Origin of the sequence: Microbacterium sp. SL75 (assembly GCF_026625865.1) — a bacterium.
In the GTDB taxonomy this organism is placed as follows: Bacteria; Actinomycetota; Actinomycetes; order Actinomycetales; family Microbacteriaceae; genus Microbacterium.
In genome coordinates, this window is the sequence record NZ_CP113067.1 from 971,137 (window position 1) to 991,385 (window position 20,249).

Annotated in this window: 17 protein-coding genes and 1 riboswitch; of the genes, 9 read left to right on the forward strand and 8 right to left on the reverse strand. The window is 70.2% G+C overall.

The features are described from left to right. Nucleotides 1-199: 199 nt before the first annotated feature. From OVA17_RS04380 to OVA17_RS04395, 4 genes are read left to right on the forward strand one after another with little or no spacing between them, the layout of a single operon-like run. The gene (locus tag OVA17_RS04380) at nt 200-1,675 is read left to right on the forward strand and encodes a glycosyltransferase (protein WP_267788430.1); all 1,476 of its coding nucleotides are present in this window, start codon (nt 200-202) and stop codon (nt 1,673-1,675) included. Next, nucleotides 1,672-3,657: a hypothetical protein gene (locus OVA17_RS04385; protein WP_267788432.1), complete on the forward strand. Its 1,986-nt coding sequence runs from the start codon at nt 1,672-1,674 to the stop codon at nt 3,655-3,657. Before OVA17_RS04380 ends, OVA17_RS04385 begins: the two co-directional genes overlap by 4 nt. A gap of 47 nt (nt 3,658-3,704) precedes the next feature. Continuing rightward, complete coding sequence (locus OVA17_RS04390; protein WP_267788434.1) at nt 3,705-4,601, forward strand: DUF4397 domain-containing protein; 897 nt, start codon at nt 3,705-3,707, stop codon at nt 4,599-4,601. Then, on the forward strand, nt 4,598-6,232 hold the full coding sequence (locus OVA17_RS04395; protein WP_267788435.1) for a class F sortase: 1,635 nt from the start codon (nt 4,598-4,600) through the stop codon (nt 6,230-6,232). The genes OVA17_RS04390 and OVA17_RS04395 overlap by 4 nt, the downstream gene beginning before the upstream one ends. A gap of 28 nt (nt 6,233-6,260) precedes the next feature. Here OVA17_RS04395 and rlmN read toward each other — a convergent pair whose 3' ends face one another. Next, on the reverse strand, nt 6,261-7,544 hold the full coding sequence (gene rlmN, locus OVA17_RS04400) for a 23S rRNA (adenine(2503)-C(2))-methyltransferase RlmN (protein ID WP_267788437.1): 1,284 nt from the start codon (nt 7,542-7,544) through the stop codon (nt 6,261-6,263). Nucleotides 7,545-7,682: 138 nt separating this feature from the next. Here rlmN and OVA17_RS04405 point away from each other — a divergent pair, with 138 nt between their 5' ends. From OVA17_RS04405 to OVA17_RS04420, 4 genes are all read left to right on the forward strand, one after another. Further along, nucleotides 7,683-8,591 carry a PRD domain-containing protein gene (locus OVA17_RS04405; protein WP_103208169.1) on the forward strand — a complete coding sequence of 303 codons (909 nt, stop codon included), beginning with the start codon at nt 7,683-7,685 and terminating at the stop codon, nt 8,589-8,591. 191 nt (nt 8,592-8,782) lie between these two features. Next, a complete protein-coding gene (locus tag OVA17_RS04410; protein WP_267788441.1) occupies nt 8,783-10,639 on the forward strand; it encodes a beta-glucoside-specific PTS transporter subunit IIABC in 1,857 nt (618 codons plus the stop codon). Between the two features lie 19 nt (nt 10,640-10,658). Then, nucleotides 10,659-12,074 (forward strand): glycoside hydrolase family 1 protein, encoded by a 1,416-nt coding sequence (locus tag OVA17_RS04415; RefSeq protein WP_267788443.1) that lies wholly within the window; start codon nt 10,659-10,661, stop codon nt 12,072-12,074. Between the two features lie 62 nt (nt 12,075-12,136). Beyond that, nucleotides 12,137-12,994 (forward strand): Cof-type HAD-IIB family hydrolase, encoded by an 858-nt coding sequence (locus OVA17_RS04420; RefSeq protein ID WP_267788444.1) that lies wholly within the window; start codon nt 12,137-12,139, stop codon nt 12,992-12,994. Between the two features lie 162 nt (nt 12,995-13,156). Here OVA17_RS04420 and OVA17_RS04425 read toward each other — a convergent pair whose 3' ends face one another. From OVA17_RS04425 to OVA17_RS04440, 4 genes are read right to left on the reverse strand one after another with little or no spacing between them, the layout of a single operon-like run. Then, on the reverse strand, nt 13,157-13,987 hold the full coding sequence (locus OVA17_RS04425) for an SDR family oxidoreductase (protein WP_267788445.1): 831 nt from the start codon (nt 13,985-13,987) through the stop codon (nt 13,157-13,159). Beyond that, entirely contained in the window at nt 13,984-14,760 is a 777-nt protein-coding gene (locus OVA17_RS04430) for an enoyl-CoA hydratase/isomerase family protein (protein WP_267788447.1), read from the reverse strand. Before OVA17_RS04430 ends, OVA17_RS04425 begins: the two co-directional genes overlap by 4 nt. After that, nucleotides 14,757-15,518 (reverse strand): SDR family NAD(P)-dependent oxidoreductase, encoded by a 762-nt coding sequence (locus OVA17_RS04435; RefSeq protein ID WP_267788448.1) that lies wholly within the window; start codon nt 15,516-15,518, stop codon nt 14,757-14,759. The genes OVA17_RS04430 and OVA17_RS04435 overlap by 4 nt, the downstream gene beginning before the upstream one ends. A 46-nt stretch (nt 15,519-15,564) precedes the next feature. Next, the gene (locus tag OVA17_RS04440; RefSeq protein WP_267788449.1) at nt 15,565-16,548 is read right to left on the reverse strand and encodes a hypothetical protein; all 984 of its coding nucleotides are present in this window, start codon (nt 16,546-16,548) and stop codon (nt 15,565-15,567) included. Nucleotides 16,549-16,672: 124 nt separating this feature from the next. Between OVA17_RS04440 and OVA17_RS04445 the strand changes: the two genes are divergently transcribed. After that, nucleotides 16,673-17,167: a GNAT family N-acetyltransferase gene (locus OVA17_RS04445; protein ID WP_267788451.1), complete on the forward strand. Its 495-nt coding sequence runs from the start codon at nt 16,673-16,675 to the stop codon at nt 17,165-17,167. Nucleotides 17,168-17,248: 81 nt separating this feature from the next. Here OVA17_RS04445 and OVA17_RS04450 read toward each other — a convergent pair whose 3' ends face one another. From OVA17_RS04450 to OVA17_RS04460, 3 genes are all read right to left on the reverse strand, one after another. After that, nucleotides 17,249-18,034, reverse strand: a complete 786-nt coding sequence (locus OVA17_RS04450; RefSeq protein WP_267788453.1) for an energy-coupling factor transporter transmembrane component T family protein — start codon at nt 18,032-18,034, stop codon at nt 17,249-17,251. Beyond that, nucleotides 18,031-19,479, reverse strand: coding sequence for an ABC transporter ATP-binding protein (locus tag OVA17_RS04455; protein ID WP_267788454.1), 1,449 nt, complete (start codon nt 19,477-19,479; stop codon nt 18,031-18,033). Before OVA17_RS04455 ends, OVA17_RS04450 begins: the two co-directional genes overlap by 4 nt. Then, on the reverse strand, nt 19,479-20,114 hold the full coding sequence (locus OVA17_RS04460; protein ID WP_210075963.1) for an ECF transporter S component: 636 nt from the start codon (nt 20,112-20,114) through the stop codon (nt 19,479-19,481). Before OVA17_RS04460 ends, OVA17_RS04455 begins: the two co-directional genes overlap by 1 nt. Continuing rightward, a riboswitch (TPP riboswitch) is annotated at nt 20,106-20,216 on the reverse strand. Its footprint overlaps the gene before it by 9 nt. Nucleotides 20,217-20,249: the final 33 nt, after the last annotated feature.

Genomic DNA, 20,249 nt, shown 5'->3' on the forward strand with positions numbered 1-20,249 from the left:
AAGGTGTCCGTTCTCGTCTTCGAACGCGACATCGGGGTACGGCCTCGACCTCCGAGCCTGGCAATCCCCTGTGCCGTCCAAACCATTCCCCCCGCCTGCCCCCGAACCACCTGTGCGAGACGTTTTCGCCCCCGGTCGTCGCGCAACTCCCCTTACCGCCCTCGAACCGTCCATGTGGACGCTGGAGGTTCTTTTGTCGTTGCTGCAGTCCCCCCTCCTTTCGCAGACCGCCCCGAACCCGACGCCCGACCCCCTGCTGACGCCGGTCACCCCCGCCCCCGGTCAAGGCTCGACCGGCGTCACCGACACCGTCATCCCCGTCCAGCCCGGTACTTCCGCCCCCGGCGGGTTCCTTCCCGACTGGTCGATCGGGGAATGGCTCGGCTACAGCGGCGTCATCGTGCTCGCTCTCGCCCTGACCGTCGTCGCCACGACGACGCTGTGGTGGATGCTGCACGCCTGGCGCTCCGCCGACGACCTGCGGGCGACGCAGTTCAGCTCGTCCCCGCGACCCGCTCGACACCGCTTCACGCTCCTCGTCCCCGGCCGGCACGAGGAAGAGGTCATGGGCCAGACCCTCGATCGCCTCGCGCAACAGGATCACCCCGACTTCGAGATCATCGCGATCGTCGGGCACGACGACCCGGGCACCGAGCTCGTGGTCCGCCAGGCGGCAGCGCGGCATCCGGACCTCATCAAGGTCGTCGTCGATGACAGCGTCCCCAAGAACAAGCCCAAGGCGCTCAATCGCGCCCTGCAGATCGCCACCGGCGACGTGGTCGGCGTGTTCGACGCAGAAGACGAGGTGCACCCCGGTCTGCTCACCGTCGTCGACTCCAAGTTCCAGGAGACCGGTGCCGACGTGGTTCAGGGCGGCGTGCAGTTGATGAACTTCGAGACGAGCTGGTGGTCGCTGCGCAACGTGCTCGAGTACTACTTCTGGTTCCGCTCGCGTCTGCACTTCCACGCCCGGTCGAAGTTCATCCCGCTCGGGGGCAACACCGTCTTCGTCACTCGCGAGCGGCTGCAGTGGTCGGCCGGTTGGGACGACCAGTGCCTGGCCGAGGACTGCGAACTGGGCGTGCGCCTGTCGAGCGACGGCGCGAAGGTCGTCGTCGCCTACAACCCCGAATACGTCACGCGTGAGGAGACCCCGCCCACGTTGAAGTCGCTCTACAAGCAGCGCACGCGCTGGAACCAGGGCTTCCTGCAGGTGCTCGGCAAAGGCGAATGGAAGGCACTGCCGACCCTGCGCCAGCGCATGTACGCCCGTTACCTGCTGAACATGCCGTTCCTGCAGGCGGCGACCGGACTGCTGATCCCCATCTCGATCGCGTTCATCCTGCTGGTCAAGGTGCCGACGCCCGTCGCCCTCATCACGTTCCTCCCCCTGGTGCCGACGGTGATCACCCTCGTCGCGGAGGCTGCCGGGCTGACGGAGTTCGGACGCGTCTACGACAAGAAAGTGCGCGTGCGCGACTACGTCCGTCTCGTCCTCGGCCTCGTTCCCTACCAGGTGTTCCTCGCCGCCGCGGCCGTGCGCTCGGTCGTTCGCCAGCTCAAGGGCGACGGCAGCTGGGAGAAGACCGAGCACACGGGTGCGCACCGGGATGCCGCCGCGGCCCCGGCCGCGACGTCCGAACTCGTGACCACGACGGTGGCGGTGAACCGATGACCTCCATCCTCGATCGCACGTCCCCTGCCCCCGCCTCTCGTCGAGCGGAGCGGGTGTCAGAGACCCGACGATCGCGGTGGCGCGAGCGTCTGGTCGATGCCGCGTGGCTTGTGCCTCCGCTGCTCATCGGCATCTTGGTCAATGCCCTCAACCTGGGCGGCTCACCCCAGCGCATCGACGACGAGGGCACCTACACCGCCCAGGCGTGGAGCCTCGGCAATCTCGGCGAGCTGACTCACTACACGTACTGGTACGACCATCCGCCGCTCGGGTGGATCCAGATCGCGGCGTGGGCCGGGCTCACCGACGCGTGGGACCGATACGACGTCGCCGTGATCGCCGCCCGCGAGGCGATGCTGGTTGCGACCGCGATCGCCGCGGTGCTGCTGTGGTGCCTCGTACGCCGCATCGGATTCGCCCGGCTCACGGCATCCGTCGCCGTGGCGATCTTCCTGCTGTCGCCGCTCGCGGTGCAGTTCCACCGTCAGGTGTACCTCGACAACATCGCGACCGCGTGGTTGCTCGGTGCGCTGCTGCTCGCGATGAGTCGGCGCGCCCAGCTGATCGGCTACGCCGGTGCGGCGGCGGCCTTCGGTGTGGCGGTTCTCACGAAAGAGACCTACCTGCTGGCACTTCCGCTCGTGGCCTGGTTCATGTGGCGGGGCGCCGACCGGACGACGCGTCGGTACACGGTGTCGGTCGCGGCCTCCGTCCTCGCCCTGATCGGTCTGACCTACGTGGCGTTCGCGCTGGTGAAGGGCGAGGTGACCCCGGCACCCGGTCGGGTGAGCCTGTGGGACGGTCTCGCTTTCCAGCTGTCGTCGCGAGAGGGCAGCGGATCGCTCTTCGATCCCGAGAGCCTCATGTCGCGGACCATCGGTCTGTGGTGGCAGCTCGACGCCGTGCTCATCGTGACCGCGCTGGCCGCCGCCGTCGCCGCGCTGTTCGTTCGTCGCCTGAGGCCGTGGGCGATCACTCTGCTGGCGCTGACGGCGTTCATGTTCCGCGGGGGCTACCTCCCTGTGCCGTACGTCATCATGCTGCTGCCGTTCGCCGCGATCGTCGTGGCCGGCATGGGCCAACGGGCCGTCGAAACGCTGCGCGCGGACGCCGTGCTGCAGCGCCTCACGGGTGTCGCGCTGGCCTCCGGCCTGATCGTCGCGCTCCTCGCGGCCGGGCCGCTGTGGGCGGCGCAGCTCCGGGGCTTCTTGCTCGCCGACCTCGATCGCCCCCTCCGTGACGCCGAGACATGGATGACCCAGAACGCGCCGGGAGACGCGCGCATGCTCGTCGACGACGCGATGTGGGTCGATCTCGTCGACGCCGGCTTCGACCGCGAGAACGTGGTCTGGTACTACAAGGCCGACACCGACACCGACGTGCAGCGGCTCGCTCCCGACGGGTGGCGCGACTACGACTACGTCGTCACCACGGACTCGATGCGCACGTTCCCCACCGAGTTCCCCACGGTGCGGCAGGCGATCGACAACAGCGTGGTGGTGGCGTCCTTCGGCGAAGGCGCGCAACAAGTCGACGTGCGCCTCGTCGATCGCAACCAGGCGGCACTGGCCCAGGCTTCGGACGACGGGCTCTACGCCGCCCGATCCGTCGCCGGTCAGCAGCTCCTGCAGAACCCCGACGTCGGTGTGCCCGGCCCGGAGCAGGACCTGCTCACCTCCGGCATCGTGGACGGCCGCATCCTGCTCACGCTGGGCCAGTTGGCGGCGACCGGTCGCGTCGATATCGCCGACATCGCACAGTTGGGAGGCGACCCCTCGGGCGTCCACCGGCAGCTCGTCGTGAGCTCGTTCGCCGGTCAGGACGCACGCGGTGACGCTCCCGGCGCTGACGAGGTCGTGCGGTTCTTCTCGTCGCTCGCGGGTCCTCTGCGCCCGGTCTCGGTCGAGCGAGGGGACGCCGGGGTGATCGTGACGTTCTCACCCGACGAACCCACCGACCTGCTCCCCCGTCCCGCTTCATGATCCCGTTCACCCGTTCGATCCCCCTCCCCCCGAAGAAAGGATCCGCCATGACCATCTCCTCCCCCTCCCCCCGTCCCGCCCGTCGGTCTCGGATCGGCCTGCGCGGCCTTGCCCTGACCGCCGCAGCCGTACTCCCCCTGGCCCTCGGCGTCGCAACGGCGCCCGCGGCGATGGCCGCACCGGCCGCACCGAGCGGCTGGGCCCGGGTCGCGCATCTCTCGCCCGATACCAAATCGGTCGACGTGCAGATGACCGCGCTGGCCGGCGGTGCGGTCGTCTACGAGCTCGACGACGTCTCGTACGGCGCGGTGAGCGACTACATCCCTCTCGCCGAGGGAACGTACGTCGTGTCGATGGTCCCCTCCGACGCCACGGACGACTCCGAACCCGTCGTGCAGCAGTCGGTGGAGGTGTCGGCGGGAGAGCCCATCACCGTTGCGGCATACGGGCGCAACGCCGAGCTGAAGACCACCGTCTTCGACGACGACCTCTCCGCCCCGGCGGAGGGCCAGGCACGCGTGCGCGTCGTGCAGGCGTCCACGCTCGAGCCCCGCGTCGACGTCGACACGGCGGAGGGCCGGTCGATCGCGCAGGCCGTGACCTCCGGCTCCGCAACCGGCTACGCCGCCGTGCCCGCCGGCTCTTGGAACCTCGAGCTCTCGGGCGCAGACGAAACGGCATCCTCCGCCGTCGCCCTTCCCGCGGGGAGCGTCTCGACCATCTTCGTGCTCGACGACGCCGCGGGCGCGCTGACCGCCCGGACGGTCACCGACTCGGCGACTCTCGCCGACATGCCCACCGGCGGTATCCACACGGGCGGCGGCGGCACGGCGGTGCAGTCCGCGGCGCCCGCTGGGCTCATCGGCGGCGTCGTCGCACTCCTCGGCGGACTCGTTGCGACGATGGTGGTGCTGCGCCGTCGGTCCTCGAAGGGCACCGCATGATGCGCGGGAGGAAGACCCTCGCGACCGCTGTCGTCGCCGCGGTCTGCGTCGTGACGCTCAGTGCATGCACCGCGCCGGCGCAGCAGGTCTCCGACGCCCGCGAGCGCACCGTCGCCACGGCATCCGCGTTCCTGTCGACCTACGTCGACGACGGACGCGTCGTGCGAACCGATCAGGGTGGCGACACGGTGAGTGAGGGGCAGGCGTACGGCCTGCTCCTGGCCGTGGCCGCCGACGACGAGGAGCAGTTCGACCGGATCTGGGACTGGACCGTCGACAACCTGCAGCGCGACGACCTGCTGCTGTCCTGGCAGTGGAAGGACGGCTCCGTCGTCGACGATCAGCCCGCTTCCGACGCCGACCTCGACGCCGCGCGCGCCCTGGTGCTGGCCGGCGACGAGTTCGGACGCGACGACCTCCGCGAGCGAGGAGTCGAGCTGGGTACGGCGCTGCTCGATCGCATGACCGCGACCACCGCCCTCGGCCGCATCCTGCTGCCGGGGCCGTGGGCCACCTCGACGCCGCACGCTTACAACCCCTCCTACGCATCGCCGGCCGCATACGCGGTGTTGTCGGACGCGTCGGGGGACACCCGGTGGGACGAACTGGCCGAGGGCAGTCGCGCAGCCACCGCGGCTCTGCTCGACGCGAATCCCCTGCCGACCAACTGGGCAACGGTCGCCGACGACGGCACAGTAGCGATCGCCGGCTCCGCGGGCGGCGGCGGCGAGCCGCGGTACGGATACGACGCCGTTCGCACGCCGATCCGCTTCGCGGAGTCGTGCGATCCCGCTGACCGTGCACTCGCGGGTCGGATGGCCGACGCGCTCCCCACGGATGAGGTGCTGCCCGCCGAGTTGGACTCCGGTGGCGGGGGCGTCACCGGCGATCGGCACGCGAGCGCCTACGCGGCTCGAGCCGCAGCCCTCGCCGGCGGCGATCGCGACGAGGCCGCGCGCGCGGACCTCTCGCGCATGACCGAGACCTCCTCGAGCACGCCGACGTACTACGGCGACGCATGGAACGCCTTGACCACGGCCATGCTGAGCGACGATGTGCTCGGCGGCTGCCCGCCGCTGAGCGACGACGGGGCGGCGGCGGGCGCGACCAGCGGGGGCGCCGCCGCCGCAGGCGACGCGCGCGGGGCCGCAGCGGGGCTGCAGGACCCGGTCTCAGCGCCCGCTGCCTCTAGCGCGACGCCCACGCACATCTCGATTCCCGCCATCGGCGTCGACTCCGACCTCGTCGGCCTGGATCGCGGAGCAGACGGGTGGATCGAAGCCCCCACCGATTACAACGCGGTCGGATGGTACGAGAAGGGCGTGCTGCCCGGAGCCGTGGGACCTGCCGTGATCGCGGCGCACGTCGATTCACCCACGGGCCCCGCCGTCTTCTTCGACCTCCCGCGGCTCGAAGCCGGAGACCGGGTGTCGATATCGCGCAGCGACGGCACGACGGCGACCTTCGTCGTGACCGGTTTGCAGACCGTCGAGAAGGACACCTTCCCCACCGCGTCGATCTATGCTCCCGTCCCCACCCCGGAACTGCGCATCGTGACGTGTGCGGGGGCGTGGGACCCGGCCACCGGCCACTACGTGGACAACCTGGTCGTTACGGCCGTAGCCGGCTGAAGCGGCGGGAGTCGGTCGGGGACGGGGCTCAGCCGACGGGCGTCGCCTCCGCGGCCGCCTCGTCTTCTTCGGTCGCCACGAGCTGGCCGCACGCCCCGTCGATCTCTTTGCCGCGGGTGTCGCGGAGGGTCGTCGGGATGCCGGCGTCGTTCAAGCGGCGCACGAACTCGTTCTGCACGGGGACCTCGGATGCCGTCCAGATCGAGCCCGGAGTCGGGTTCAGCGGGATCGGGTTCACGTGCACCCAGCCCCGGCCGCGGGCGTTGAGCTTGTCGGCCAGCAGATCGGCACGCCAGGCGTGGTCGTTCATGTCTTTGATCAGGGCGTATTCGATCGACACGCGGCGCCCGGTCTTGTCGAAGTAGGCGCGGGCGGCATCCAGGGCCTCGTCGACCTTCCACTTCGAGTTCACCGGGATGAGCTCGTCGCGCAGGTGGTCGTCGGGCGCGTGCAGCGACAGCGCGAAGGTCACCGGGATGTCCTCGTCGGCGAGCTTCTTGATCGCGGGCACGAGACCGACGGTCGACACCGTGATGCCGCGGGCGCTCATGCCGAGCCCGTGGTCTTTGTCGACCATGACGCGCACGGCCTGCATGACGCGGGCGTAGTTGGCGAGCGGCTCACCCATGCCCATGAAGACGATGTTCGACACACGGTCGAGCGAGTGGTCGGAGCTCTTCTTGCCGCCCAGGCCGCCGACGGCGATGAGGGCGTTGGCGCGCACGATCTGCTCGACGATCTCGGCCGCCGACATGTTGCGGGTCAGTCCCGCCTGGCCGGTGGCGCAGAACGGGCAGTTCATGCCGCACCCCGCCTGGCTCGACACGCACAGCGTGATGCGCCCGGGGTAGCGCATGAGAACGGACTCCACGAGCGCGCCGTCGTGCAGCTTCCAGAGGAACTTGATGGTGTCGCCGCGGTCGGTCTCGAGCCGGCGCACCTCGGTGAGCAGCGGCGGCAGCATTCCGGCGACGAGTTCTTCGCGACCGGATGCCGGCAGATCGGTCATGTCGGCCGGGTCGGAGGTGTAGTGGGTGAAGTAGTGCTTCTCGAGCTGCTTCGCGCGGAAGCCGGGGAGGCCGAGCTCCTTGAGCTTGGCGATGCGCTCGTCGTGCGTGAGGTCGGCGAGGTGCACCGGCGGCTTGCCGCGCTTGGGGCTGGCGAACTGCAGCAGCGGACGACCGGTCTCGTCCTTGGCCTGCTGCCATCCTTCGGTCTTGGGGCGCACCTGGCGGATGCCGGTGTTCGCCGGGGCTCCCTCGGGGCGCACCGGGCGGGGCGTCGTCGTGCGCACGGGGGGCTGATCAGTCATGGTTTCCAGGGTACCGGGCGCATCTGCGCCGCGGCTGGGCGCTTCACCGCCGCGCGAGCGGTCCTTCCTCGGCCCGACGAGTCCCGTTCTCGCCCCTCACGCGCGTACGCAGCGGGACCGCACCCTAGGATGCATCCCATGCCCGGTGCCGGTGACGTCTCCCTCCCGCCCGGCGGCGTGCAGAAGCTTCTGAACAACAACGTCGTCGTGGCGATCGACGGCGACGGCCGCGAGCGCGTGCTCATGGGTCGGGGCATCGGCTTCCAGCTCAAGCACGAGGGCCGCGTCGATCCCGCGAAGGTCGAGAAGACGTTCGTCCTCGAGCAGGGCAGCGACACCGCTCACGCCCAGAAGCTCCTCACCGACGCGCCGTACGCGCTCGTCGAGGCGGTCCTGCACGCCGTCGACCAGGCCGAGCGCGACCTGGGTCGCGACCTGGGGCGCCGGCTACCGCTCGCGGTCATCGACCACATCACCTATGTGATCGAACGCCTCGATCAGGGCATCCGCATCCCCGGCACCTCCATGCCCGAGCTACGGATCCTCCACCCCGACGAATCACGCGCCGCGGAGCGCATGGCGACCTCGATCGCGGCCTCCCTCGACCGTGAGCTCCCGCCCGAAGAGGGCGTGTTCCTGACGATGCACCTGCTCAACGCCACGCGCGACGAGCCCAACGGCACCGCGGCCCTGCTGTTCCGTCGGGTGCAGCACGTCGTGCGCACCGTCGAGACCGGCCTCGGCGTCGCGCTCGACACCGAGAGCCCCGACTACGCGCGTTTCATCCTGCACGTGCGCTTCCTGCTGCAGCGGCTCGTGAACCGCGCGATGCTCTCGAGCGGCGACTCGTCTTTCTTCGAGTTCGCCAAGCACCGTTACCCCCGCGCCTTTGGCATCGCCGAGGCCGTCAAGGCCTACGTCCTCGCGGCGACCGGGTCGACCCTCACCGACGAGGAGGTGCTCTACCTCACGGTGCATGTCGAGCGCCTCGCGACGAGCCTGGGCCGCGCCGACGACAGTGGCGGCCCCGACGCCCCGGTGCTATAGTCACCGTCGCAGGCGTCACACCCTGCCGACGTTTTCCGGATTGTTACCGCGCGAGCGGGCAAGACCTGAATCCACATCGCTGACGAGCGATGAACGGATTCGGGTCTTTTTTATTGCCCGAAACACCCGGCAGCGTCGCCACAGAACATTCGAACAGGCCGCATCGATGCGGCGAAAGGCAGGCGGTTCCGATGGCGGATCACGCGAAGACGGCGGCGGGGGTCCTCGCCGGTGTCGGTGGAGAGAGCAACGTCCAATCCCTCGTGCACTGTGCGACGAGGCTTCGGTTCGTGTTGAAAGACGAGGGCAAGGCGGATGCCGCGGCGATCCGCGCCACGCCCGGCGTCATCACCACGGCCCAGGCGGGCGGTCAGTACCAGGTCGTGATCGGCAACGACGTGCCCGACGTGTACGCCGCGATCCAGTCGCAGACCACGCTCGGCGGCGACGCCGAGGGAGGCGAGAGCGGGGCGAAGGGCAACCTCTTCAACCGGTTCATCACGATGATCTCGTCGATCTTCACGCCGATCCTCTGGGCCCTCGCGGGCACGGGTCTGCTGAAGGCCTTCGTCGCCGCGGCCGTCACCTTCGGATGGCTGGATGCCACGAGCACGACCTACACGATCCTCAACGCGCTGTCCGATGCGTTGATCAACTTCCTGCCGCTGGCGCTGGCCATCACCGCGGCCCGCTACTTCAAGGCGTCGGAGTTCACCTCCTTCGCCATCGCCGGCGCTCTGGTGTACCCGACCATCACGGCGCTGAACGGTCAGCCCGACATCACCTTCTTCGGCATCCCGGTCACGATGGTCAGCTACGTCTCGAGCGTCATCCCGGTGATCATCATCGTGTGGCTGCAGAGCTACGCCGAGCGCTTCCTGCTCAAGGTCCTGCCCGGCGCGGTGCGCCGCTTCCTGACCCCGATGATCGTCGTGCTCGTCGCCGTGCCGCTCGTCTTCCTCGTGATCGGCCCGATCTCGAGCCTCCTCGGCGGTGGCCTCGCGGCCGGCATCGGCTGGGTCTTCCAGACCCTCCCGTGGCTGGGTGGCGCGATCATGGGCGGTCTGTGGCAGGTCTTCGTGATCTTCGGCCTGCACTGGGGTCTCGTGCCGCTGTTCCAGCTCGAGTACCAGACCACCGGTCAGATCCTGCTCCTCGGCCCCGTGTTCGCCGCCGTGCTCGCCCAGGCGGCCGCCGTCGCCGGCGTGCTGGTGCGCACCCGCAACAAGAACCTGCGCTCGCTCGCCGCTCCGGCCACGCTGTCGGGCTTCCTCGCCGGCATCACCGAGCCCGCGATCTACGGCATCAACCTCCCCCTCAAGCGCCCCTTCGCCTTCGGCGTCGTCGGCGGCGCGCTCGGCGGCGCGCTCATCGCGATGGGCGGCGTGTTCTCGAAGGCGTTCGTCGTGCCCTCCGGTCTGGCTCTTCCTGCCCTGCTCGGTAACGGCAACATGCTCATGCTCGGCATCGGTCTGCTCGTGGCCATCGCCGTCCCGTTCGTGCTGGTCGTCCTGCTCGGCTTCACCGACCCGGTCGACGCCGCCGCTCCCGCCGCACCGGCCGCGGCGACCGACACCGTCGTGTCGAGCCCCGTGGACGGCACGGTCGTCGCTCTCAGCGAGGTTCCGGATGCCGCCTTCGCCGACGGCTCGCTCGGCAAGGGCGTCGCGATCCGTCCGACCTCGGGCGCGGTCTACGCGCCCTTCGACGGAACAGTCGTCGCGGCCTTCCCGACCGGTCATGCCGTAGGCCTGCGCGGAGTGGACGGCGTCGAACTGCTCATCCACGTCGGTCTCGACACCGTCAAGCTCGGCGGCGAGCACTTCACGCTGAAGGTGCAGTCCGGCACCGAGGTGAAGGCGGGCGACCTGCTCGTCGAGTTCGACGGCGACGCGATCGAGAAGGCCGGCTACGACCTGATCACCCCGGTCATCGTCACCAACGGCGACCTGTACCCCGACGTCTCCGACGTGGCATCCGGGCCCCTCTCGCACGGCGAGACGCTGTTCCGCGCCATCTCGGTCGACTCCCTCTCCACCGCCCGCTGACTCCCTGGAGGCACAGAACATGACGAACACTCCTTTCCCCGACGGCTTCCTGTGGGGCGGCGCCACCGCCGCCAACCAGATCGAGGGCGCTTACGACGAGGACGGTAAGGGGTACTCGGTGCAGGACGTGATGCCGAAGGGTATCTCGGGTCCGCGCAGCGAGCAGCCGACGCCCGACAACCTCAAGCTCATCGGCATCGACCACTACCACCGCTACGCGGAGGACATCGCGCTCTTCGCCGAGATGGGGTTCGGCGTCTACCGCTTCTCGATCGCGTGGAGCCGCATCTTCCCGAAGGGCGACGAGACCGAGCCCAACGAAGCGGGCCTGGCGTTCTACGATCGCGTGCTCGACGAGCTCGAGAAGCACGGCATCGAGCCGCTCGTGACGATCTCGCACTACGAGACGCCCCTGCACCTGGCCGAGCAGTACGGGGGCTGGACCAACCGTGAGCTCATCGGGTTCTACGAGCGGTACGCGCGCACGCTCTTCGAGCGGTTCGGCGCCCGCGTGAAGTATTGGTTGACCTTCAACGAGATCAACTCCCTGCTGCACGCGCCTTTCATGAGCGGCGGCATCCCGATCCCCGAGGGCGGCGTTCCCGAGCAGCAGCTGTACCAGGCGATGCACCACGAGCTCGTGGCATCCGCCCGTGCCACCCGCATCGCCCGCGAGGTCGCCCCCGACGCGAAGGTCGGCTGCATGGTGCTGTCGATGCCGATCTACCCGCTGACGCCGTCGCCCGACGACGCCGTCGCCGTGATGGAGGCCGACCACGGCAACCTCGTCTACGGCGACGTGCACACCCGCGGCGCCTACCCGGGCTACTTCCTGCGGACGCTCCGCGAGAAGGGCATCGAGCTCGACATCACCGATGAGGACCGCGACGATCTGACCAACACCGTCGACTTCGTCTCGTTCAGCTACTACATGTCGATCGCCGAGACCGTCGACCCCGAGAAGAAGGTCGCCGGCCGCGGAAACCTCATGGGCGGCGTGCCGAACCCCACGCTCCCGGCGAGCGAGTGGGGCTGGCAGATCGACCCCGTGGGCCTGCGCCTGGTGCTGAACCAGTTCTGGGACCGGTGGCAGAAGCCGCTGTTCATCGTCGAGAACGGTCTGGGAGCGCGCGACCAGCTCGTCGAGGTCGACGGCGAGAAGACGGTCGTCGACGACTACCGCATCGCGTACCTCAACGACCACCTCGTGCAGGTCGGCGAGGCAATCGAAGACGGCGTCGAGGTGCTCGGCTACACCTCGTGGGGCTGCATCGACATCGTCAGCGCCAGCACCGCCCAGTTGAGCAAGCGATACGGTTTCATCTACGTCGACCGCAACGACGACGGCACCGGTTCGCTCGATCGCTACCGGAAGAAGTCGTTCGGCTGGTACGCCGACGTCATCCGATCCAACGGCGCGTCCCTCACGCGCTGATCCCCCTCATCGGATCGGCCCCGGGTCCCAGGACCCGGCGCCGATCCCCTTCTGGAGTGCACATGACCCGCATCGCCTTCCTCGACGTCGACGGAACGATCCTCGAGCACGGCTCGGTGATCGCGCCCTCGACGGTGACAGCCGTGCGCACGGCGCGCGAGAACGGCCATCTCGTGTGGCTCTGCACCGGTCGCTCCGCAGGAGACATCCACCCCGAGGTGCTGGCCATCGGCTTCGACGGCGCGATCACGAACGGGGGTGCGTACGCGACCCGCGGCGGCGATCCCGGCGAAGACACCCCCATCGTCGAACGCCCCATGCCCCGCGGGGCCGTCGAGGAGCTCGAGCGGTACTTCGAAGCCCACGGCATCCACTACTTCCTCCAGACGCACGGCGGGGTGTACGCGAGCCCCGGGATGGGCCCCGTGATGACGGAGTACCGGCGCGAGCGCCACGAGCGTCGCGCGGCAGAACTCGAGGCGCAGGGCCTTCCGCCCGAACAACCGCTGTGGCGCGAGCCCCGCCCGGTGTCCGAGGTCGACCGCGACGCCGTCGCCAAGGCCGTGTTCGTCAGCCCCTCGATCGACACCGTCGCCCACGCGGCGGCGGAGTTGGGCGAAGACTTCCACGTCATCCCGGGTTCGATCCCCCTTCCCGGCGGCTCGAACGGCGAGATCGGTCAGGCCGGCGTCACCAAGGGCTCCGCGATCACCGCGGTGCTCTCCCAGCTGGGCCTGTCGGCGGCGGATGCCATCGGCATCGGCGACAGCTGGAACGACGTCGAGATGTTCGAGGTCGTCGGCACCCCCGTCGCGATGGGCAACGCCCCCGCCGAGTTGCAGCGCCTCGCCGGTCGGGTGACGACGGCGGTGCTCGACGACGGCGTGCACAATGCGTTCGAGGACCTGGGCCTGATCTGAGTCCGGCTCACCTCCCCGAGATCGCCCCGCCTCCTCCGCCCGCGGGGCTGACTCGCTCCTCCGGCCGCCCTCACGCGCGCAGAAACGCGATCAGCTCACGCAAACACGAGCACAGCGCGTTTCTGCGCGCGAACGGCGTTTATGCGGGGGATGACCCCGCGATCAATCGAGGAAGATGTCCGGGTACAGCGCCGTGTCCGGGGTCCCCGGCACGGCGGCGTACTTGCCGAAGTCGGTGACTCCGGCGCGCTCGAGCACGTCCTCGACGATCAGCGTCTGCCCGGTCACCTCGCGCGACGGAGCGCACAGCACCTCGTACGCGGCGTCCGCGTAGATCTCGGGCGTGCGCGAGACGGCCATGAGGCGGTCGCCGCCGATGACGTTCTGCACAGCCGCGGTCGCGATCGTCGTGCGCGGCCAGAGAGTGTTCGCGGCGATCCCGTCGCTCGCGAACTCCGACGCCAGGCCGAGGGTCGCCATCGTCATGCCGAACTTCGCGAGGCTGTAGCCCGTGTGCGCGCCGAGCCACTTGGGCGTGGCGTTCAGCGGCGGCGACAGCGAGAGGATGTGGGGGTTCTCGGCATCCTTCAGCTGGGGCACCGCGGCCCGGGACAGCAGGAACGTCCCGCGCACGTTGACGTCCTGCATGAGGTCGTACTTCTTGGTCGCGAGGTCCAACGAGCCCGACAGATCGATCACGCTGGCGTTGTTGACGACGATGTCGATCCCGCCGAACTCGCCCACGGTGCGAAGAACCGCCTCGGTGATCGAGGCTTCGTCGCGGACGTCGCCCACGATCGGCAGCGCCTGCCCGCCGGCCGCGCGGATCTCCTCCGCGGCGGTGTGCACGGTGCCGGGGAGCTTCGGGTGCGGGGTGTCGGTCTTGGCGAGCATCGCGATGTTCGCGCCGTCGCGGGCGGCGCGCAGCGCGATGGCGAGGCCGATCCCGCGGCTCCCGCCCGACATGAGGATGGTCTTTCCCGAGAGCGTCACGAGCGTCCTTTCGTGGAGGCGGCGGCGAACGCGGCAACCCGCGCCTGCGCCTCGGGGGTATCGAAGGCGGCGCCGATGGTGGCGGCCTCGTCGTCGAGGTTCTCACCGAACGACCGTCCGGCGCCCACGCGCACCAACCGCGTCGCCTGCCCGAACGCCGCGGTCGCGCCGTCGAGCCAGAAGCGCGCGATCTCCTCGACGCGGGTGCTCAGCGCTTCGGATGCCACGACCTCGGCCACCAGACCCCACTCCCGGGCCTCCGCGGCATCGAGCATGCGGTCCTGCAGCAGCAGCTGCAGCGCGCGACGCTGGCCGATCGCGGCGGGGAGCAGAGTGGACACACCCAGGTCGGGCGTCAGCCCGATGTTGGCGTAGCGGCTGACGAAGCGGGCGTTCTCGCTCGCGACGACGTAGTCGGCGGTCAGCATGAGCCCGAGTCCGCCGCCGGCGACCGCGCCCTGGACGGCGGCGACCATCGGCAGCGGCGCTTCGGCGAAGGTGCGGATACCGTCGTGGATCGCCCGAGCGGTCTCGGTCACCTCGGCGCCCGACGAACCGGTGGTCGCCATGGCCACCACGTCGCCTCCCGCGCAGAACGCGGGGCCCGTGGCATCCAGGATCACCGCTCCGACGGAGGGGTCGGAGGTGACCTCGTGCGCGACCTCTCGCCAGCGCGCGGCCATAGGGAAGTCCATCGCGTTGAGCGAGGCGGGGCGGTCGAAGGTGACGCGGGCGAGCCCGTCGTCGATGTGGAGCAGGATGCCGTCGGTCATTTCGGTGCCATTCTGATCGCGCCGTCGAGTCGGATGGTCTCGCCGTTGAGGTAGCCGTTGTCGGCGATCGCGAGCACGAGGCGCGCGTACTCGTGGGGGGCGCCGAGGCGCGACGGGTAGGGCACCTGCTGCCCGAGGGAGTCCTGCGCCGCCTGTGGCAGGCCCTTGAGCATCGGTGTCTCCATGATGCCGGGGGCGATGGTCACGACCCGGATGCCGTGGCGCGCGAGCTCACGGGCGATGGGGAGCGTCATGGCGTGCACGCCGCCCTTGCTCGCCGAGTACGCGGGCTGACCGATCTGTCCGTCGAAGGCGGCGACGCTCGCGGTGTTCACGATGACGCCGCGGTCGCCGCCCCCGGTCGGTTGGGTCTTCGCCATGACGGCGGACGCCTGCGCGATGACGTTGTAGGTGCCGATGAGGTTGACGCGGATGACGCGCTCGAAATCCCGCAGAGAAGAAGGGGCACCGTCGCGATCGAGCACCTTGGCCGGTGGGGCGATCCCCGCGCAGTTCACGACGACGCGTAGGGGCCCGGCCTCGGCGGCGAGAGCTGCCGCGGCGGCGATCTGCTCGGCATCGGTCACATCGGCGGCGGCGAAGGACCCGCCCAGCTCTTCGGAGATCGCGGCGCCGTTCGACGACGGCAGGTCGACGACGGTGACACGGGCTCCGGCCTCCGTGAGCCGGCGCGCGGTAGCGAGACCGAGTCCCGAGGCGCCGCCGGTGACGAGGGCGGATGCTCCTGCGATATCCATGCGTTCTCCTTCGAAAGCTGAAACCGAGTATCACTTTAGTCGAGACTCAGGACCGCGACGAGCCTCTCTCCCTCCTCGCGGAGCGCCCCTGCTGCGTGCGGATCGCCCCGGCGGCGGTGCCGTCCACGAGCAGGATGGTCTGCTCGGGCTCCCACCCGTAGACGTTCCGCAGGCGTGCGCCGAGCGCCGAGACCGCATCGGGCACCATGGTCTCGGTCCCGCGAGGCACGTCGGCGGCGCCGGGATCGAGATCGCGTGCGGCGGAGCGCAGGTCGGCGACGAGCCCCCGCATGCGATCGGGACCATAGGCGGCGGATGCCAGGTTCCAATCGCCCACGACGACCGTCGCCCCCGCCGGACAGTGCACGGGCTCCGTCTCGACGCGCGGACCGAAACGCACGCGCACCACCGCCGCACCGATCGCGACGACGGCGAGAGCGCCGAGGATCGTCGCGGGGGCGAATGAGAAGGCGTAGCGATACAGCGGCGAGTCCCAGCCGATGACGACGCCCACCATCGCACGCGACAGCGAATAGACGGCGAACAGAGCAGTCGCCAGCGCGATCACGCGAAGGGGGCCGAAGGGCTCGACGCGAGAGTGGGCGGCGACCCAGGCGCACGCGCCGCAGGTGGTGGCGAGGGCGACGGCCTTCACCGCGAGAGAGTTCGGGAGCGGCACCGTGGCGGTCACCACGGCGACGACGAGCACGAGGGCGAGGATCACCGCCGAGATCCTCCGCGCGCGCCGCCCCTCGAGGGCGCTCAGCGCGATGATGAGCAGGGCGGGCGCGAGTATCATCCCCACGTCCCCGAGAACGAGGGTCAGGATGCCACCGCCCGCGCCGTAGATGAAGTACATCGCGCTGGAACCGGCCGCCGTCACCCCCGCGACGGCGGCGAACCGCAAGAAGAGCGTCGTGGGGCCCGGGGTTCCGCAGCGCGGCATGGCGACGAACATCACGGCGCCCGCGACGGCCACACTCACCGCGAGTATCCCGAACGACAATCCCATGGCATCCCCCGTGCTCATTCTGTCGATGTCGGAACCGTTCGTCTCCGGCGCGCATTCCTTTTCCCCAGGATCCGAACGTCCTGCTCCACGCCGTACCGTCCCTCCGCACCGCGTGGTTCCCGCGCACGCCTAGGCTCGACGGGTGAATCTCCCCGGTTTCCGCATCGACAGGGTGAATGTCGACGATCCCCGAGCCGTGACGCTCCGAGGCGTCTTGGACGCCGACCTCGACGAGCGGTATCGCGACGCCGATGCCGAGGACTCCCCCGAGGTCGCCGCGAAGCGCGCCGAGGCGCTCGCCGTCCACGCCGAGCAGGTCGTCGCCACCCTCTTGGCGATCGATGCGGACGACACCCCGCTCGGGCACGTCATCCTGCGCCGCCTGGGCGACGAATGGGAGCTCAAGCGCCTCGTCGTCGTGCCCGCGGGCCGTCGACGCGGCATCGGCTCGGCGCTCACCGCCGAGGTCGTCGACCTCGCCCGACGCGCTGGCGCACGGCGCGTCATCCTGCAGAGCGGGCGCATGCAGCCCGAGTCGCTGCGCGTGTACACCGCCGCGGGGTTCACGCCGATCCCCGTGTACGAGCCGTATCTCGAGACCATGCCGCGCTCGCTCTGCTTCGAGTACGTCTTCTGAGCCGCCCGCTCCGCATCGAGCGCCCATGACGCACCGCGTCGTCGGCCACCCTCGCGACGTCATCGGCCCCCCGGCGGGGACCTACGTCCCCACCACCCGGAACGCCCCCGACAGCACCGCCGCCGCGAGGGCGACGACGATGAGCGCGACCGAGGCGCCCAGGGCCACGGCATCCCGAGACGAGAGTGTCGACGGACGCGCCCAGGTCCGTTCGATGTCGGACCCGAACCCGCGGGCTTCCATCGCGGTGGCCAGTTTCGTGCCGCGACGCACGGCGAAGACGAGCAGCACGAACGCCATCGAGAAGAAACGCCGGATCGCCCCGCGGTCGCCCAGGCCCCGGGCGCGGCGGGCGAGGCTCATCGTGCGCCAGTCGTCGACGAACAGCCCGACCGTGCGGGCACCCGCGAGCACCCCCAGCACGAAACGGCTGGGCAACTTCGCCACCTGCGCGAGGGCGTCGGCGAGCTCGGTGGGGTCGGTGCGGGCGAAGAGCAGGATGATCGGCATGGCCAGGGCCACGACGCGCACCAGTACGGCCAGCGACAGGGCGATGGAGTCGTCGCTGACCGTGGCGAAGAGGAAGGTGCCGTAGACGGTTCCGCCCGGCCGGGCGTAGAGCAACATGCTCACCGCGGCGACGGGGGCGAAGACGATCACCGGCACCAGACGTCTCAGGACGGTTCCGTAGGCCGCCCCCGTCAGCGGTACGCACAGCAGCTCGAGGATCAGGGCCGTCCCCGCGCTCACCGCGTCGATCGAGACCAGCAGGGGAACCGCGAGCACGAGCACCATCGCGACCTTGGTGACGGGGTTCACCCCGTCGAGCCAGGCCGTCCGCGGGCGTTCGACGGCGAGGGCGGTCACGCGGCGTCCCCCAGCCGGATGCGGTGCTGCCCGAGGTGACGAACCACGTCCGCATCGTGCGTGACGGCGACGACCGTGCGCCCGCGCTCGATCTCCCGCTGGAGCAGGGCGACGAGCTCGATCCAACCGCGACGGTCCTGGCCGAAGGTCGGCTCATCGAGAACGAGGACGGCGGGAGAGGCGGCGAGCACCGTGGCCACCGACAGTCGTCTCTTCTGGCCTCCCGACAGCGTGAACGGGTTCGCAAGCGCGAGGGATGCCAGATCGAGACGCTCCAGCAGTTCGTCGACGATGCGGTCGACCTCGGCCGGCGCCTTGCGCAGAGCGCGGGGTCCGACGGCGAGCTCGTCGCGCAGGGTCGAGGCGAGGAACTGGTGCTCGGGCTCCTGGAAGACCGTGCCGATGCGGGTCAGCAGCTCCGTGGACCTCCAGCGAGAGGGGCGGCGACCCCCGCGCGCCGAGAGCTCCTCGGCGGCGACGACCTCGCCCGCCAGTTCGGGGAGGAGCCCCGCGAGGGTCAGCGCGAGGGTGGACTTTCCCCCGCCGTTCGGTCCCGTGATCACGGTTCCGGCACCGCGCGGAAGGTCAAGGTCGAGCCCGGACGCGACGACCGTGTGCCTCTCACGCCCGGTCGACAGCGCGGACGCCCGCAGAACGGCATCCGGTGTCGAGGCGGGCTCGAGTACGGGAAGGTCGACCGGGCGCTGCGGCACCCACACCCCCGCCGCGGCGAGCGCGTCGCCGTGCTCGGCGAAGACGCGGTCGGGAGGGCCGTCGGCGAGAACGCCGCCACCCGGAGCGAGGACGACGACGCGGGTCATCAGGTCGGCCCAGACGGCCGTACGGTGCTCGATGAGCACGAGGGTGGTGCCCTCGCGCGCGACGACTCGTTCTACGGCGCGGCGGACTTCGGCGACGCCCTCGGGGTCGAGATTGGCGGTGGGTTCGTCGAGGAGCAGCAGTCCCGGTCGCATCGCCAGCACCCCCGCCAGGGCCAGACGCTGCTTCTGCCCACCCGACAGCGCCTTCGTGGGGCGGTCGAGGGGGACGGCGAGCCCCACGGATGCCAGGGCCTCAGCCACCCGCGCCGGGATCTCGGCCGCCGGGACGCCGAGGTTCTCGCAGCCGAAAGCGACGTCGTCGCCCACCTTCGACAGCACGATGCCCGCCTCGGGGTCCTGCAGCACGAGGCCGATGCGCCCGCGCTGAGCCTCGGGCGCGCCCCCGTCGACGAGGATCCGGCCGCTGACCTCACCCTCGTCGGCGCCGCCGAGCAGACCCGCCAGCCCCGCGAGCAAGGTCGACTTGCCGGCTCCCGAGGCCCCGAGCAGCAGCACGCGCTCTCCGGGCTCGATGACGAGATCGACCTCGCGCGTGGCGGGCAGCCTGCGACCGGCGTAGCGCCAGCCCCAGCCCTCGACGTCGACGCGTGCGGGGCCCCGCATCAGACGTCGCGACGCGCTTCCCGGCCCGCGGCGAAGCGGCTGAGCGCCCCGGTGGCGGCGAGGGCGCGCACGAGCAGCCAGCCGACGAGACCGGCCAGCAGGGCACCCGAGACGGCGAGGGTACCGAGGTAGATGAGGTTGAACTCGAGCGACTTCACGATGTTGGGCGTGAGGAACAGCTCCAGCACCCAGGCCCCGACACCGGCGCCGACACCCGCGAGCATCGCGACGGGCAGCGTGAAACGCACGTAGAGGAAGGCGAGGAAGATCAGCTCGGCGCCGAGACCCTGGGCCAGGCCCGAGAAGATCGTGGTCACGCCCCACACGTTGCCGATGAGCGCCGACACGATCGCCGCGATCAGCTCGACGAGCAGCGCCGCCCCGGGCTTGCGGATGACGAGGCCGCCGATGACGCCGCCGATCAGCCAGATGCCGACGGCGATCCCGCCGAGACCCGGGGTGAGGCCGTCCATCGCGGTGAACCAGAGGCCGCCGACGGTGTTCCAACCCCAGAAGAGCAGGCCGATCGCAACGCCCAGGACGGCGGCGACGACGATGTCGACGACGCGCCACGAGAAGCGGTTCGTCGCGGCGACCGATGAGCGGTTCGCGGGGGCAGACGTGGACGTGTGCATTTCTCTCCTCCCTGCGCCGGCATGATCCGGATCAGGTTCGACGGTCGAAGCGTGGATTCGCTTCCTCTCAGCCCGGCTCACCGGACTCCCGTGGTTGTCGTGATGAGTATAGAGGGGTGTCGCGGGGTAGCGTGG